Raw genomic sequence first — 16,080 nt, forward strand, 5'->3', positions numbered from 1 at the left:
AGACGCATTACATGCGTCTTTGCCTTAAATAAAATGACAGATCCTGCAAATTTCTGTAGCAAAAAGAGACGCATGTAATGCGTCTCTACAGTAAATGTTAACCTTTATAACACATATATATCATCCATGCAATTAAAAAAACAACTATTAATTTTTGCAGTATTACTGTTGGCGGCACCTGCAAGGCTGCTGGCACAAGACAACCAGTTTTCGGGCTGGGCGGCTATTTTTCACAGCCAAAAATTATCTGAACATTGGGGCTATTCGTTCGACGGGCAGTTGCGCTCGCATGATGAGGTAAGTTACCTAAAGCATATCCTGCTTCGTCCCTCGGCTAATTATTATTTTGCTAAGAACAAAGTAGGCGCTTTGGGTTATGCCTACATAGCCACTTATGGTCGTACTCCCAGCAACGAAACAACTTTTCGCCCGGAGCACCGCATTTGGCAGCAGTACACCTATACCCATAAGCTTACCAAACACATACAGCTGGCACACCGTTTAAGGTTGGAACAGCGCTTTTTAGGTAATACCGCCGACAATAAAAACGACCGTTATTTTGCCCAGCGCTTCAGGTATTTTGCCCGTGCAGTGATCCCAATGAAACCTGATTCGGATGTATTTACGGAAGGTGCTTTCCTCGCCCTGCAAAACGAGGCCTTTGTAAACGTTCAAAATAAGAATAAAGTAAACAAACACTTCTTTGATCAAAACCGTGCTTACGTTGCAGTTGGCTACCGCTTTAGCAAATCATTTGATGCCGAAGCTGGTTATCTTAATCAATACATTAAACAAGCCGATGCTTATGTGGTAAACCATGTAGCGCAGCTGGCTTTTTATACGAGATTTTAACCTCACCTAAATCCTCTCCAAAGGAGAGGACAAGAAAATCCCCTCTTGAGAGGGGGCGCGGAGGAATGAGCGGTAGCAGGGGTGTGTTTCTGCTGTAGACTTATCAAAGCAGAAACACACCCCTTCGCCACTCTCAAGAGGGGAATCGCGCAAACCCGCCTTTTTTTTGGATTTGTTAAACAAAAATCCTTGCCAATACCACTGGCAAGGGTTTTTTGTTTGGCGATTATATCGAGTTAAAATGATTACTTCTTCGCCTGTGCTATTAGTTCGTTATTTAAACGTACATATTCATCCGTCTTCATATCTGTAGCCATTTTTGCACCTTCCTGGGCTGTTGCTATGGCTGCAGCTTTATCACCTTTTTTCAATAAGATCCGGGCTTTCCATAGTTTAGGCACAAATGGCGGAAAGTTCTTGTCTTTTTCCAATTCGGTAGCCCAGGCTAAGGCTTTGTCCATATCTTTATTGTTGTTATAATAATAGATCAAAGCTTCATAGTATGGCTTTTTATCGGTATTCATGGCCGAGTCAATTCGGGCCATTACTTTGGCATCGATATCGGTGGTCATGTGGATGGTGAAGCCGCTGTGCTCCCACATCATCTGCAAATCGCAGGTTGTTGCCGCCACATTGCTGAACGCGAGGGTCATGGTTTCTGTTAAAACCTTAAGGTGTTCTGTTTTTACTTTAAACCGCAAAAAATCATCAGCTTCCTTATAATTATACGCGCCCCATTGTTTAGGTTGTTTGCTAAGGATGATAGTCCACTCGTTTTCGCCGGGGATGCTGAACAGGCCATACTCGCCCGCCGGGATCTTGTTGCCCTCCATACTTACCTCGTCGGTAAATTTAATTACCGTGGCCGAATTGGCCCCCGTGCGCCAAACTTTTCCGTAAGGTTCCATGCCTCCAAATATTTTACGGCCTCTTACATCCGGACGGGAGTAAACCAGGCTGATTTTGCCGAGGCCGAAATCCTGCACAATACTTTGTGTTGAACTGGGTTGCGGCGTTAACTGCGCATAAACATTTACCGCAGTAAAGATCATCATCGTGATGATACAGGTAAATAACTTTTTCATGATTAAGTGTGTGGTGGTTATATAAGATTAATAATTGGTGTGCTACTTTTTATCTGCAGTGAATGTACCCGCGTCAACATCTTTTAAAAAGGCAATGAGATTTTTGAAATAGTTTTGCTGATCATCATACATACTCATGTGGCTGCCGTTAGGGCACAGGTAAGTGCGGCTGTTGGGCAGCAGATGACCTTCTTTTTTCATGTCTTCGGGGTTCATTTCATCGTGTACACCGCCTAAAACAAGGGTAGGTGTTCTTATATCCGGGAGTTTGTCCCAAAATTCCCATCCTTTAAAATTGCCGGTTACGTGAAACTCGTCAACACCCTGCATTTGTATGTATATGGTATGGTTAGCTTTTTTAAAGGCACGCCATAAAGGTTCGGGCCAACTCTCTAATGGAAGCCTGCAGATCACCCGGGTATATAGTTTATTCATCAGCAGGTCGTTGTATTGAGGCGAGTCGTATTGTTTAAGCCTGTCTAACGAATCAAATACAGTGATATCACGCGGCGTAAAAAACTTTTTCTTCAATTCGGCGGCATAAGCAACATAACCTTTAATACCGGCTGTCATGTTTGATAATACCGCCCCCTTAACGTGCGACTGGTATTTGTGCAGGTATTCCATAGCCAGCATACCGCCCCATGAATGTCCGAGTATATAAAAATTATCAAGCCCTAATCCTTTACGCACCTCTTCAACCTCTTCAACATAACGTGGAATGTTCCATAATGAGGTATCAGCAGGAGCATCCGAATTACCACAGCCAAGCTGATCATAATAATAAAACTCAATGCCCTCCTTCGGCAGAAAATCCTCAAAGCATTCCATATAGTCGTGTGAAAAGCCCGGACCGCCATGCAGTAGCAGCACTTTTATTTTACCGTCGCCAACTTTTTTCGTCCATACGTTATATTTACCGGCAACTTTAATGAGCTTATTCCCGCCGGTTTTTATTTCGTAAGGAGTGTTTGATGATTCAGTTGCGGTATCCGCCCCTGGTTTTGACGGATTGTTGCATGCGCAAAAGCAGGCAGCAATCAGGACGAAGAATAGCTTTTTCATGGTTAGCGATAGGAATGGTGGAGGTGATTATTTTAGATAAAGATAATAAGAAGCTAACTAAATTAGCTTCACTGGATATACAAAAAAAGCGTCATTGCTTTATTAATTGCAATGACGCTTCTAAATACTTAAAGAGGTTGCTTCTTTGGGGAGGATAAGTGAGGTTTATATCCTCTCGATATCTCCGCTACCTGCTTTTGAGCTTGAAATATTTTTAGCACCGCCGGTGTAATGCACATCGCCTGAGCCGCTTACGGATGCTTCAATTTTGTTGCTGGCGTTGATGGTAGCATCTCCCGAACCAGCTATGTGCACTTCGGTGTTAATGGTGATCAGGTCGCGGGCGGTAAAATCACCGGAGCCTACAACATTTACCCTTGAATTATCGGCACGGCCCGAAAGCTTCATATCACCAGAGCCTGAAATGCTGCTGTCCAGGTTTTTAGCATTCACTTTGCCCAGCATATCGCCCGAGCCAACAACTTTTAATTTTAATGAGGTGGTGGTGATGCCTTCTTTAAAATAAACATCGCCGGAGCCGGCAACGTTAATGCTGGTCATATCTTTAGCTACCACATGTACAATCATTTTACGGCTGCGGCCAAAGCTCCAGCTATCCCAGTTGGTGCCTTTTTTACTGTAAATCTTCAATACACCGCCCTGCACTTCGGTAATGATCTTGTCGATAACATCTGAAGGCGCTTCAACTTTTACCGATTCGTTTGAGCCCTGTGTAAAGTAAACGTCAAAAGAGCCTGCCAGGTCAATAGCGCTGAAGCCCGATAAATGACGGTCTTGCGTGGTTTGGTCGGCGTGTTTAACAATTGGGTTTACTGTTTTTGCCGATGCGTAACCTGTAGTTCCTGCTGCCAACACGGCTGCCAATAATATTTTTGAGATCGATTTCATGACGGTTATTTTAGTTTCGTTTTCAAATTAGACGCCGGCAGGGTGAGGAAAGTTGCACGGGATTTGATTTTTTTGTGGAGGGAGGGGGTGAGTGGTTGGTTAAATAAGGCCTGTCAGTCTGAGCCTGTCGAAGACTCGCGCGCAGAGGCCCTACCCGCGATGCTTCGACAGGCTCAGCATGACACCTGTTTTTTATTTTGTCAGGGGTAAGAATCAACCATTCACCCAATCAACCATTCAATCAACCTTAATGTAATAATTAAATGTATCGACCTCTACATTATCCTTGTTGATACCATCTATCTTAACCGGGGTAAACTGATCGGTAGGTTTAATGAATTGGTATTCACCGCCTTTTACACGCACCTTTACCGGCATGTTGAAACCTTCGGCATTGGCAATCCATTTGGAATAAAGCTTGCCGTCTTTAGTTACAAACTGCAGGGTTGGAATATCTTTATAATGCAGGTACTGGTCAAATACGGGAGCAAGGTTCATGCCTGCCTGTTTGCAGATATAGCCTACAATATCGTCATAGGTAACGGTTTTATGGTAGAAGGTTTTGTTAAGCCCGCGGAGGATGCTGCGCCATTTGTCATCATTATTGATAATGGTGCGCACCATGTTTAACAGGTTGCCGCCTTTATAATACATATCACCTGAACCTTCCATGTTTACACCATACGGCCCTACAATTGGTTTGTCGTTACGGATATTTTTACGGGTTCCGTTCACGTATTCCTGCCCGGCTTGTTTACCGTAATAGGTTTCAATGAACAATGACTCGGAATAATTAGTAAAGCTTTCATGGATCCACATATCGGCCACATCTTTTGAGGTGATGTTATTGCCAAACCATTCATGACCGCTTTCGTGTACCACGATGAAATCCCATTTTAGGCCCCAGCCGGTGCCTGAAAGGTCGCGACCGAGATAGCCGTTTTTGTAGTGGTTGCCATAAGCGGTACCGCTTTGGTGTTCCATACCCAGGTGTGGCGTTTCAACCAGTTTATAGCCGTCTTCATAAAAAGGATAAGGGCCAAACCAGTATTCGAATGATTTAAGCATTCGCGGCGCATCAAGCTCCCATTGTTTTTTGGCTTTGTCAACATTGTAACTTAATGGCCAGTAGTCGAGCGTTAACGGGCCTTTTTCACCCTGGTAAGTGCCTTCAAAGTGGGCATAGTCGCCAATGTTGGCTTCTATATCATAGTTGTTGATGGGGTTAGCCACAAACCAGTCGAACCGGGTATAGCCGTTATTCAGGTCGGTTACTTTGCGTAATCTGCCGTTGGACACATCTTTTAAACCATTAGGTGCGCTGATACTGATCAGGGCGCTGTCTACCTCATCGTATTGATGATCTTTTGTAGGCCACCAAATACTGGCGCCGATACCTTGGCAGGCAGTTGCCACCCACGGTTTGCCTAATGAGTCGGTAGTGTAAACCACGCCGCCATCCCATGGGGCACGTTTGGCAATAGTTGGGTTACCGGAATAATAGACAGTAAACTCGTCCTTGCTGCCTTTTTTTATGGTTTTTGGGAAGGTAACAAACACCGCATTAAACTCGCGTGTAAAGGGGATTTCGGTGCCCTCATACACCACTTTCTCTACTTTTAAATTGGAAAACAGATCAAACTGAAGTTTGGTGAAATTTTGAGTAGCCGTGAATTTGAATAGGTTGCTGCCGCTGATGAATTTTTTGTCGATATCAAACTTCACATCCAGGTGATAATAGTTAATATCATAACAGGTGCGCAGCGGCGTTAAGCTGCCCCGAAGTGAATCGGCACGGGTAAATGTTTGCCTGTTGGTGCCTAATTGCGCCTGGCTTGGTGCTATGCCGACTATGGTAAGGCCTAAAGCGACAGCAAAAATATTTAACTTATTTTTCATGTATGTTGAGGGTTAATCCATGAGCGCACCCACGTAGTAGTTTAAATAATCAATTTCAATATTGTCTTTGGTGGCGCCTGCAATTTCAACAGGGCTCATTTGTTTTGTTGGGATGATGAATTTGTATTCGCCCCCCTTTATTCGCACCCTGATAGGCATGTTGAAATCTTTAGCTTCGGCTATCCAGCGGCAATAAAGCTTGTTTTCATGACTGGTGAATTCAAGAACAGGAAGGCTGCGGTAATGCAGGTACTGAGCAAAAACTGCCGAAAGATCCATGCCCGATTGTTGGTTGATGAAGCCTACCACATCGTCATAAGTAACCGTTTTATGATAAAAGGTTTTGTTAAGGCCGCGCAGGATGCCGCGCCATTTTTCATCATCATTAATAATAGTGCGGATCATGTTCAGGAAAACAGCACCTTTAGAGTACATATCGCCCGAGCCTTCTTTGTTTACATTGTAAACGCCAACTATAGGGCCGTCATTATTAATAGTAAGCCTTAAACCGTAGTTATATTCCTGTCCGGCTTTTTTGCCCCAGTTATCCTCTACAAAAAGAGATTCAGAATAACAGGTAAAGCTTTCGTGGATCCACATATCGGCAAGGTCTTTATCAGTTATATTGTTGCCAAACCATTCGTGCCCGCTTTCGTGAACGATGATATAATCCCATTTGCTGCCCCAGCCTGTACCCGATAAATCATAACCCATATAACCATTCATGAAGTGATTGCCATAGGCTACAGCTCCCTGGTGCTCCATGCCCAGGTGTGGGGTTTCAACCAGTTTATAGCCATCTTCATAAAAGGGGTAGGGGCCAAACCAGTGCTCAAAGGCTTTCAACATAGGCTTGACATTGGCGGCAAATTGTTTTTTTGCTTTTTCCAGACTGGTTGGCAAAACCCAATAATCAAGCGTAAGCTTGCCTTTTTCGCCCATATAGGTATCTTCAAAATGAGTATAATCGGCAATGTTGGCAGCAACATCGTAATTATTGATCGGGTTGGCCACAAACCAATCAAACCGGGTGTACCCATCCTTAAGCGGAGTTACTTTACGCAGGCGACCGTTCGATACATCTTTCAAACCTTTTGGCACACTGATGCTGATCATCATGCTGTCCACCTCATCGGCCAGCTGATCTTTATTGGGCCACCAGATACTGGCGCCAATCCCTTCGCAGGCGGTTGCTACAAAGGGTTTGCCTAATGAATCTTTTTTAAATACCAGCCCGCCATCCCAGGGAGCGTTTTTAGCTATAGTTGGATTGCCTGAATAATAAACAGTAAATTCATCCTTACTGCCTTTGCTTATGGTTTGCGGAAAGTTGAGGAATACAGCGTTGCCATCGCGGGTATAGGCAAGTTCTTTCCCCTTATAAACAACTTTAGCAATGTTAAGGTTAGCAAACAGGTCGAACTGGAGTTTATTGAAATCCTGTGTGGCGGTGAATTTAAACTGATTGCTGCCGCTGATAAACTTTTTATCGATATCAATCTTAACGTCAAGGTGATAGTAATTGATATCATAACAGGTACGCAAAGGCGTAAGCATTCCACGCAGCGAATCGGCATGGGTGAATTGCTCTTTTTCCTTTAGGAGCTGCGCCCTTGCCGGTTGGGCAATTGTTGCTACGCCGAGTAAGGCGAATGCTGCAAAATATAGTTGTTTTATTTTCATGCGCTTAATTGTGTCAGGTTAAAGGATCTATAAAACTAAGTTAAAGCTTATTTACCTTAAACACTTGGCCGGATTGGACGGTCCGGCCAAGTGTTTAAGGTAAATGGAGAAAGACTAATCTCTTATCTCCAATCTCTTATCTCCAACCTCTTATCTCCAACCTCTAATCACTAACCTCTACTTCAACACCTGCACATCAATATAACTATCATTATAAACCGTTTCGGTTGCTTTGATGTAATCGCTTTCGTCGGCTTTATATGGGTTTTCCACAAATTTTTGAGGATTGCGTGCTACTATCGGGAACCAGGTACTTTGTACCTGGATCATAATGCGGTGACCTTTTTTGAAGGTGTGCAACACATCCTGCAGGCGGAAATTTACATCGGTTTTTTGATTAGCCACCAAGGCCTCCGGCTTTTCAAAACTGTTACGGAAACGCGCCGGCATTACTTCCGAACGCACCATTTGCCAGTAATTGCTAAGGATGATATTTTTGTTTGGCATATACGGGTTGTTCGGTTCATCGGCCGGATATACATCAATCAGTTTAACAACAAAATCGGCATCGGTACCTGTGGTGGCAATTTTCAGGTGCGCCATGATCTCGCCGCCAAGGGTAACATCATCATTTAATACTTCGCTCTGGTAAACCAACACATCCGGACGGCGACCTGCAAAGCGCTGATCTTCGCTCATGTAATTGTGCGGCGTAAAGCCCATGGTAGTGGTATTGTCCTCGGTATAAGGAACCGGTTTAAGCGGATCGCTGATGTATGAAACAGAGCCTGCGGTTGCAGGCTGGGTATTTACAAGTTTGCCATCGGCGCCTAAAAACATTTTTTCATGTACGGCATTAGCAGCAGGCCATTTATCAAATGTTGCCCATTCCTTTTTACCGGTATTAAACATATAAGCATTTGGTAAGCCGGAATTTTTATCTCCCTTACCTTTCAGGAAGTGGTTAAAGAATTTAGCTTCAATGTTTTTTTGGTAGAAGGTAGCCACGCTATCGCCAAAGTAAACATTGCTGTGCATGGTATGCCCGGTTTCGCGCGACCAGCGGCCGTGACCGAATGGCCCCATTACTATGGTGTTATATGCATTTGGATCTGACTTGTTAATGGTTTTATAAATAGCCATCGGACCGGTTAAGTCTTCGGCATCAAACCAGCCGCCAACCAGCATCACCGCAGGTTTTACTTTGCCGTAATGTTTCAGCAAACCGCGTTTTTGCCAAAACTCATCGTAATTAGGATGATTGATGGTTTCCTGCCAGAAGAAGTTATCATGATAAAATTTATCGGCATTTTTTAGCGGACCAAGATCTAATAAATACTGGTAACCGTCTTTGCTATCGGGTTTAAGCATGGAGTACCAGGCTTTGCTGGTTGTATCAGTTTTTTGAACACCAAATACCGGGAAGGTGAAAAAGTACCCTTCAATGAAGGCACCGTTGTGGTGAAAATCGTCAAAAAAGAAATCAGAAATAGGGGCCTGCGGAGATGAAGCTTTTAGGGCCGGGTGGTTTGAAAGGATGCCTGCCGCGGTATAAAAGCCCGGGTAGGAGATGCCATACTGCCCGACTTTACCGTTGTTGTTGGCTACGTTTTTTACCAGCCAGTCGATAGTATCATAGGTGTCAGAACCTTCGTCAACATCTTTTTTGCTTTTTTTGTTATCGATAACCGGCGTCATGTTGGTCCAGGTGCCTTCACTTTTCCAGCGGCCACGTACGTCCTGGTAAACAAAAATATAGCCCTCTTTCATCATAATTTCAGACGGGCCAAGCCTTGCCGGATATTTGTCCTCGCCGTAAGGGGCGATGCTGTAGCAGGTACGCATCATCATCATCGGGTACTTATTTTGCGATGAAGCATCCTTTGGGGTATAAATAGAGGTGAACAGTTTTACACCATCGCGCATGGTGATGTACACCTCTTTTTTGGTAAAATGCTCCTTTACATAGTTGCTTTGAGCATTAACGCCGGTATATAATAATACCAGCACAAAAAATAAGTTGATTTTCTTCATAAGATCAGTCGTGTTAAATTGGGTTAAATTTAATAAAGAGTTAACGATAAACCGATTTATCAATGGTTCTGTTACAAACTGGGTAAAAAGCTGTTGGTATGGGATAAATTTTATGTCGGATTTCGGATGTTCGATTTCGGATTTTTGTCTGAACCGGGATTAAATCCCAAAAATCATGGTTCAGAAAATAATTGCTAACCTCTAATCTCCAATCACTAATCTCTCAAAAGCAACTTTAAAATCCTTAACTTTGCCCACCATAAAATACACACTACTATGCAATATGATGTTATAGTTATAGGTTCGGGCCCCGGTGGTTATGTAGCCGCTATCCGCTGTGCCCAGCTTGGTTTAAAAACCGCAATTGTTGAAAAGTATAATACCCTTGGCGGTACCTGCCTTAATGTAGGCTGTATCCCGTCGAAGGCACTGTTGGATTCATCTGAGCATTACCACAATGCTGCCCATGCTTTTAAAACCCATGGCATCAACCTTAAAGATCTTTCGATAGATTTTGGACAGATGATCAAGCGCAAACAGGAAGTTGTTGATGCTAACACCAGCGGTATCAGCTACCTGATGAAGAAAAACAAGATCGACACTCATTTTGGTGTAGGATCATTTAAAGATAAAAACACCATCACTGTTAAAAAGAACGATGGTACCGTTACTGAGATTACCGGTAAAAATGTGATCATCGCTACTGGTTCAAAACCATCGGCATTGCCATTTTTGCCTATCGATAAAAAACGCATTATTACATCAACCGAAGCATTAAGCCTGAGCGAAGTGCCAAAACACCTGGTACTGATCGGTGGCGGCGTTATCGGCTTGGAGCTGGGTTCGGTTTATGCCCGTTTAGGCGCCAAAGTATCTGTAATTGAATTTATGGACGGCATTATCCCAACTATGGATAAGGGCCTTGGCCGTGAATTACAAAAAGTACTGACCAAACTGGGTATGGAATTTTACCTCGGCCATAAAGTTACAGGCGCCACAGTAAAAGGTAAAGAAGTAACCGTTAGCTGTGATACCCCTAAAGGCGAAAAGCTGGAACTGAAAGGCGATTATTGCCTGGTAGCCGTAGGTCGTATAGCTTACACCGATGGTTTAGGTTTAGAGAATATCGGTATTACTGTTGAGGAACGCGGTCGTAAAATTACGGTTGACGAGCACCTGGAAACCAAAGTAAAAGGTGTTTACGCCATTGGTGATGTGATTAAAGGTGCCATGCTTGCTCACAAAGCTGAAGATGAAGGTACGCTGGTTGCCGAAATTATTGCCGGCCAAAAACCGCATATTGATTACAACCTGATCCCGGGTGTAGTTTATACCTGGCCCGAAGTTGCCGCTGTTGGTCAAACAGAAGAGCAGCTGAAAGCAGCCGGTGTTAAATACAAAACCGGTTCATTTCCATTCAAAGCAAGTGGCCGTGCCCGCGCCAGCGGTGACCTAGACGGCTTTGTAAAAGTATTGGCCGATGCCACTACCGACGAGATTTTAGGTGTACACATGATTGGTCCGCGTGCTGCCGATATGATAGCGGAAGCTGTTGTGGCGATGGAGTACCGTGCAAGTGCCGAAGATATTTCGCGCATGAGCCATGCCCACCCAACCTATACTGAAGCGATGCGCGAAGCATGTTTAGCCGCTACTGAAAACAGGGCGATACATATTTAATAATTTCGGATATCGGATTTTCGATTTCGGATTTTTAATTTCAAATATTTAAAAGCGGTTATCATTTGATAGCCGCTTTTTTAATTTTAAGTTAGCGGTAAATACTTCGGCTATGAAAGTAATAACCTGCTCCTTATTCGCATTTTTTATTTTGCTTGGCTGTGTAGTTCATGCGCAAACCAAAAAAATTAAATCAATACCTGATATTGAGGTTTACGACATCAACGGAAAGCATACCACGCTAAAGCAATTAGGCCAAAATAAAGTGCTGTTTATTGATTGCTGGTTTGTGCCCTGTCCGCCTTGTTTTCGTGAAATGGGCATGCTGCACAAGCTTTACGCCCAATATAAAGACAATAAAAAATTTTGTTTCATAACCTTATGCCAAACCGATAGCGGGATAGTTAAGCGGTTTATAACACAGGATAAATCGATGACTAACTTTGTTAACCTGTATAAACATTACAGTATGCGGGACGATTTTAAATTGCCTGTGTATTTTATACCAGGTTGTAACGAAAAGATTTACACCGGTAAGGTATTAGCAAAATATACGCCTGAGGATAAAACCAAATGCCCCGACAGGCAGTTTGGTTTCAGAGGATATCCAACGGTGATTATCTTTAATAAGAAAGGGAAGTTGATTTTAAAGAAGACCGGCTACGGTGATTACGAAGATGAAAATACCCAAAAGATGAAAGACCTGATAGCCCGAAGCTTAACCGCTAAATGATATGATAGTATTGGCAGATATAGGAATTGTAGTATTAACCATTGCGTTGATGGAACTCATCTCCTGGGCTATGCATAAATACCTTTTCCATGGGCCATTATGGTTTATTCACAAAACACATCATCAACAAAGGCATGGCTGGTTTGAACTGAACGACCTATTCAGTATTGGCTTCGCTGGTTTTGCTTTATGGCTGATATGGATAGGGCATTTAACTCTGGACTACCGGTTTTGGATTGGTACTGGTATCAGCATCTATGGTATCATTTATTTCATTTTCCACGACTGGTTTATCCATAATCGTTTCAAAGCTTTTAAAAGTGATAATCGTTATTTGGCCGGCATCCGCCGGGCGCATAAAATTCATCATAAATCAACGGAGAAATACCCTTCAGAAGAGTTTGGGTTGTTGGTGGCGAGCAGAAAGTGGTTTAGGAAATGACTATTTTTTATTGAGCTCGGCTATTTTTTTATCTGCGCTTGCTTTTGCTTCATCGTTGCCATATTGTTTCACAAGCTGATAGTATTTGAGTGCATTGGGTTTATTTCCTTGCAATTCGTAACAATAGGCAATGTTATTTAAAACGATGTAGTCATGCGGTGCCAGTTTTTCGGCTTTCAGCAATGTCTCCAACGCGCGAGGGTAGTCCTTTTTGGTAAGATAACTGATAGAGAGATCGGAAAGACTGACAACATTATTTGGCTTGTATTTCAAAATGGCCAGGGAAATATCACGGATATAATCCATGTTTTGATCGCCGGCGTTATTTAATTGGATGATATAAGTTTGAATATTGCTAAGCATAAAATTTTCCGGATCTTCAACTGGTTTGCCCCCACTCCAGATCCATTTAAAACCGATAGTTTGGCCGTAGTTAACAGCCTTGATAATTTCTTCTGAAAAAGCTTTGTAGTTTTCAATTTTGCCGAGCAGATAAACTTTGCCGAAACGCATGTCCAGTCGCGCCGGAAATTTACCTATGCCGGTATCAATATATTCGAACCCCTTATTCAGATAAATTAAATTATAAGAAGTTTGGCCACCACCAAGATAGCCGGCAACTTTGCCCGTACTATCGGTAAGCTGAAAACTTTGACCCGCCGGCTGGTCTTTTTGAAGGCTGAGTACTTCGGTTAGCCCCTTTTTGGCATAATAATTATAGCTGGCTATATAAAAATCAGGATCATTTATACCGGTCTTTTGCCAGGCTTGTAATATTTTAAATGCAGCGGCGGTATCATCTTTAGCAACAAGAGCCTTAAAATCGGCCATGTAGTTTTGGGCAAAAATTGGCTGAATAAAGCAGGTAACAGCTATCGATAGAAATGTTAACTTAAGTTTCATTGTGACAGGAAATAGATTTTTGAGTGAATATACAAATCTCTTAAAACTATTAATGCATTTTGTTAAAGGCTGAAATAGAATACGCAGATTATTACCTTTGCCTCCAACATCTATGAATATCCTCATCGTAAACAACACCCCAATTCCTGCTACTAAATATGGCGGTACCGAGCGTATCATCTGGTGGCTTGGCCGCGAGCTGAACCGATTGGGGCATCAAATTATTTATCTGGTAGGTGCAGGCTCAAGCTGTCCATTTGCGAGGGTGTTGATCTACGATCCGGCTGTTGACATAAACCAACAGGTGCCCGATGATATTGATGTGGTTCATTTCCAGTTCCAGGTGAGTGGTTTTACTAAAAAGCCATATATCGTAACTGTTCATAATAACCCTGGTGGTTTGCAATTAGATGTTAACTCGGTATTTGTGTCGGCCAATCATGCACAAAGGCACGGCTCAACAGTTTTTGTGCATAACGCGATAGACACTGCCGATTATCAAGAACCTATGCTCGATAATAAGCGCACCCATACCCATTTTCTGGCTAAGGCAGCCTGGCGGATTAAAAATGTAAAAGGGGCCATCGATGTAGCTACCATGAGTGGTAATAAACTGGTGGTACTTGGAGGTACCCGCCTCAACCTGAAAATGGGATTACGCTTTACACCCAACTTAAATGTCCGTTTCAAAGGGATGGTGGGCGATGAAGCGAAGTCAGTTGTAATGAACAGTTCAAAAGCCCTGCTTTTCCCGGTGCTGTGGCATGAGCCATTTGGGATAGCTATTGTTGAAAGTCTTTATTTCGGCTGCCCGGTTTTCGGTACACCTTACGGCTCGCTGCCCGAGCTCGTACCTACGGAAGTTGGTATGTTATCGGCAAGTAAAACAGAATTGGCTACCGGACTTAAAAACGTTGAAAGCTTTAATAAACAATATTGCCATCAATATGCTGCCGATAATTTCAGTATCGGCAAGATGGCAAAGGAATATTTAGCCCTGTACGAACGGGTTTTGAACGGTCAGGTGTTAAATTCAGCCAAGCCCGAACTGATCAATCGCGATCAACCCAAATACCTGCCCTGGAATAATTAAAATTCAGCTATTTTTGGGCATAAATATTTTTAGTGGAGAGTACAGCAGCTTCAATTTTTTCATCGCAAAAACGGCCTTATTTTATTGTGCTGTTATTAGCTATCGTGCTTAATGTAGCCGGTATCGGCATCAAATTCTTTACTGATGATGGGGCCTTGTATTCGGCCCTGGCCCGGAGCATGGTACAAAACAATAACTTTACCGATCTGATGTATCACGGTGCCGACTGGCTGGATAAACCGCATTTCCCCTTCTGGATTATCGCTATCAGTTTTAAGATTTTCGGCATCAATACTTTTGCTTATAAATTGCCAGCCCTGCTGTTTTTTTTCATGTCGGTGGCGTACACTTACACGCTTGCCAAAAAGTTTTATGGCGGTGAAACAGCGATTATCGCTATCCTGATCCTGCTTACCGCTCAACATAGCGTAATGTCAAATACGGATGTACGTGCCGAGCCTTATATTATGGGCCTGCTCATGGGGGCCGTTTACCATTTTTATAAAGTAAAAGAACGGTTCAGCATGGCCGATATGCTGCTGGCATCAGTATTTACTGCCTGCGCGGTGATGACTAAAGGCATCTACCTGCTCATCCCAATTGGGGCGTCAATTATTGGCGATTATTTATTTAAGGGGAATATCAAAGGCGTGTTCCATTGGAAATGGCTGCTCTCGTTTATATTGGTGGTGATATTTACTTTACCCGAAATTTATTCGGTATATACCCAGTTTGATCTTCACCCCGAAAAAGTTGTTTTCGGTCGCACCGGGATTTCAGGCATCCATTGGTTTTTGTGGGACAGCCAGTTCGGGCGTTTTAACAATAACGGTTACATTACGAATACACACGGCGACAAACTATTTTTTGTTCATACCCTGCTGTGGGCTTTCGCGCCATGGGCTATTCTCCTGTTCTATGCACTTTATGCTACCGTCAGGAAAATGATTAAAGGTATAACCCAGCCCGAGTATCTGTGTATCTCGGGAAGCGTATTAATGTTGCTGATCTTTTCAGCTTCCAAATTTCAGCTGCCTTTTTACACTAATATCCTGTTCCCGTTTTTTGCTATTATAACCGCGGTTTTTATTAGTTCATTAAAAGCTGGCGCCGAATTTAAGTTTTTCAAGATAACTCAATATATCATGACAGGGCTTTTATTGGTTGCTGTTATCGTGCTTAATTTCATTTTCGCACCCGAATGCTGGCCGGTATTTGTTTTGTTGATTGCAGGGTTTATTGGATTGTCCATCTACATTTATAAAAAGCCAACACAAATTTATCAGCCTGTGTTTTTATTTACCTGCGCAGTGTCTGTTTTAGTGAATGCCTACCTGGTGACCGTAGCTTATCCTATTATTGTTGATTACCGCGGGGATCTTTCGGCCGCCGAATACCTCAATCAAAACTATCCACGGGAAAAAGTGAGTGCCGCGGTTTTATCAAATACCTTCGATTTTTATTACAAAGGCGAAGCGACTTATAGTAACATTGATGATATTCTAAAAACAGACAGTCTGAAAAACCGGATTATAGTAGCCGATGAAAAAGCGGTAGCCGAATTAAAAAACAAAGGGATTGCTTATACTATAATAAAAGCTTTCCAGGATTTTCCTCATGAAAACCTGAGCCTGCCCTTTATCATCAAAAAGAAGAGGAATACTACTTTGGATCAATTTTATTTGATCAGGATCAGGTAGAG

13 protein-coding genes are annotated in these 16,080 nt (G+C 42.9%); 6 read left to right on the forward strand and 7 right to left on the reverse strand.

Features of this window, described 5'->3' with window-relative positions:
- The first annotated feature begins 126 nt into the window (after positions 1-126).
- Complete coding sequence (locus FHW88_RS21410) at positions 127-852, forward strand: DUF2490 domain-containing protein (protein ID WP_176627855.1); 726 nt, start codon at positions 127-129, stop codon at positions 850-852.
- A gap of 245 nt (positions 853-1,097) precedes the next feature.
- Here the strand turns inward: FHW88_RS21410 and FHW88_RS21415 are convergent, their stop codons facing one another.
- From FHW88_RS21415 to FHW88_RS21440, 6 genes are all read right to left on the reverse strand, one after another.
- Entirely contained in the window at positions 1,098-1,937 is an 840-nt protein-coding gene (locus tag FHW88_RS21415) for a DUF2911 domain-containing protein (protein ID WP_176627856.1), read from the reverse strand.
- 42 nt (positions 1,938-1,979) lie between these two features.
- Positions 1,980-3,002, reverse strand: coding sequence for a proline iminopeptidase-family hydrolase (locus tag FHW88_RS21420; protein ID WP_176627857.1), 1,023 nt, complete (start codon positions 3,000-3,002; stop codon positions 1,980-1,982).
- A 165-nt stretch (positions 3,003-3,167) separates the two neighbouring features.
- Positions 3,168-3,911, reverse strand: coding sequence for a head GIN domain-containing protein (locus tag FHW88_RS21425; protein ID WP_176627858.1), 744 nt, complete (start codon positions 3,909-3,911; stop codon positions 3,168-3,170).
- 237 nt (positions 3,912-4,148) lie between these two features.
- Positions 4,149-5,810: a M1 family metallopeptidase gene (locus FHW88_RS21430; RefSeq protein ID WP_176627859.1), complete on the reverse strand. Its 1,662-nt coding sequence runs from the start codon at positions 5,808-5,810 to the stop codon at positions 4,149-4,151.
- A gap of 12 nt (positions 5,811-5,822) precedes the next feature.
- Positions 5,823-7,493 (reverse strand): M1 family metallopeptidase, encoded by a 1,671-nt coding sequence (locus FHW88_RS21435; protein WP_176627860.1) that lies wholly within the window; start codon positions 7,491-7,493, stop codon positions 5,823-5,825.
- A 177-nt stretch (positions 7,494-7,670) separates the two neighbouring features.
- Positions 7,671-9,527, reverse strand: a complete 1,857-nt coding sequence (locus tag FHW88_RS21440; RefSeq protein WP_176627861.1) for a CocE/NonD family hydrolase — start codon at positions 9,525-9,527, stop codon at positions 7,671-7,673.
- Positions 9,528-9,803: 276 nt separating this feature from the next.
- Here FHW88_RS21440 and lpdA point away from each other — a divergent pair, with 276 nt between their 5' ends.
- The 3 genes from lpdA to FHW88_RS21455 all read left to right on the forward strand — a co-directional run bounded on the left by lpdA (position 9,804) and on the right by FHW88_RS21455 (position 12,382).
- Positions 9,804-11,207: a dihydrolipoyl dehydrogenase gene (gene lpdA / locus FHW88_RS21445; RefSeq protein WP_176627862.1), complete on the forward strand. Its 1,404-nt coding sequence runs from the start codon at positions 9,804-9,806 to the stop codon at positions 11,205-11,207.
- A 112-nt stretch (positions 11,208-11,319) separates the two neighbouring features.
- Positions 11,320-11,940 carry a TlpA family protein disulfide reductase gene (locus tag FHW88_RS21450; protein WP_090534442.1) on the forward strand — a complete coding sequence of 207 codons (621 nt, stop codon included), beginning with the start codon at positions 11,320-11,322 and terminating at the stop codon, positions 11,938-11,940.
- Position 11,941: 1 nt separating this feature from the next.
- Positions 11,942-12,382: a sterol desaturase family protein gene (locus tag FHW88_RS21455; RefSeq protein WP_176627863.1), complete on the forward strand. Its 441-nt coding sequence runs from the start codon at positions 11,942-11,944 to the stop codon at positions 12,380-12,382.
- Here the strand turns inward: FHW88_RS21455 and FHW88_RS21460 are convergent, their stop codons facing one another.
- Positions 12,383-13,285, reverse strand: a complete 903-nt coding sequence (locus FHW88_RS21460; protein WP_176627864.1) for a tetratricopeptide repeat protein — start codon at positions 13,283-13,285, stop codon at positions 12,383-12,385.
- A 112-nt stretch (positions 13,286-13,397) separates the two neighbouring features.
- On the opposite strand from FHW88_RS21460, the gene FHW88_RS21465 reads away from it, so the two are divergent.
- Both FHW88_RS21465 and FHW88_RS21470 read left to right on the forward strand, forming a co-directional pair.
- Positions 13,398-14,378 carry a glycosyltransferase gene (locus tag FHW88_RS21465; RefSeq protein ID WP_176627865.1) on the forward strand — a complete coding sequence of 327 codons (981 nt, stop codon included), beginning with the start codon at positions 13,398-13,400 and terminating at the stop codon, positions 14,376-14,378.
- A gap of 32 nt (positions 14,379-14,410) precedes the next feature.
- On the forward strand, positions 14,411-16,078 hold the full coding sequence (locus FHW88_RS21470; RefSeq protein ID WP_176627866.1) for an ArnT family glycosyltransferase: 1,668 nt from the start codon (positions 14,411-14,413) through the stop codon (positions 16,076-16,078).
- Positions 16,079-16,080: the final 2 nt, after the last annotated feature.

The sequence above is a fragment of the Mucilaginibacter sp. SG538B genome, assembly GCF_013376065.1.
GTDB lineage: Bacteria > Bacteroidota > Bacteroidia > Sphingobacteriales > Sphingobacteriaceae > Mucilaginibacter > Mucilaginibacter rubeus.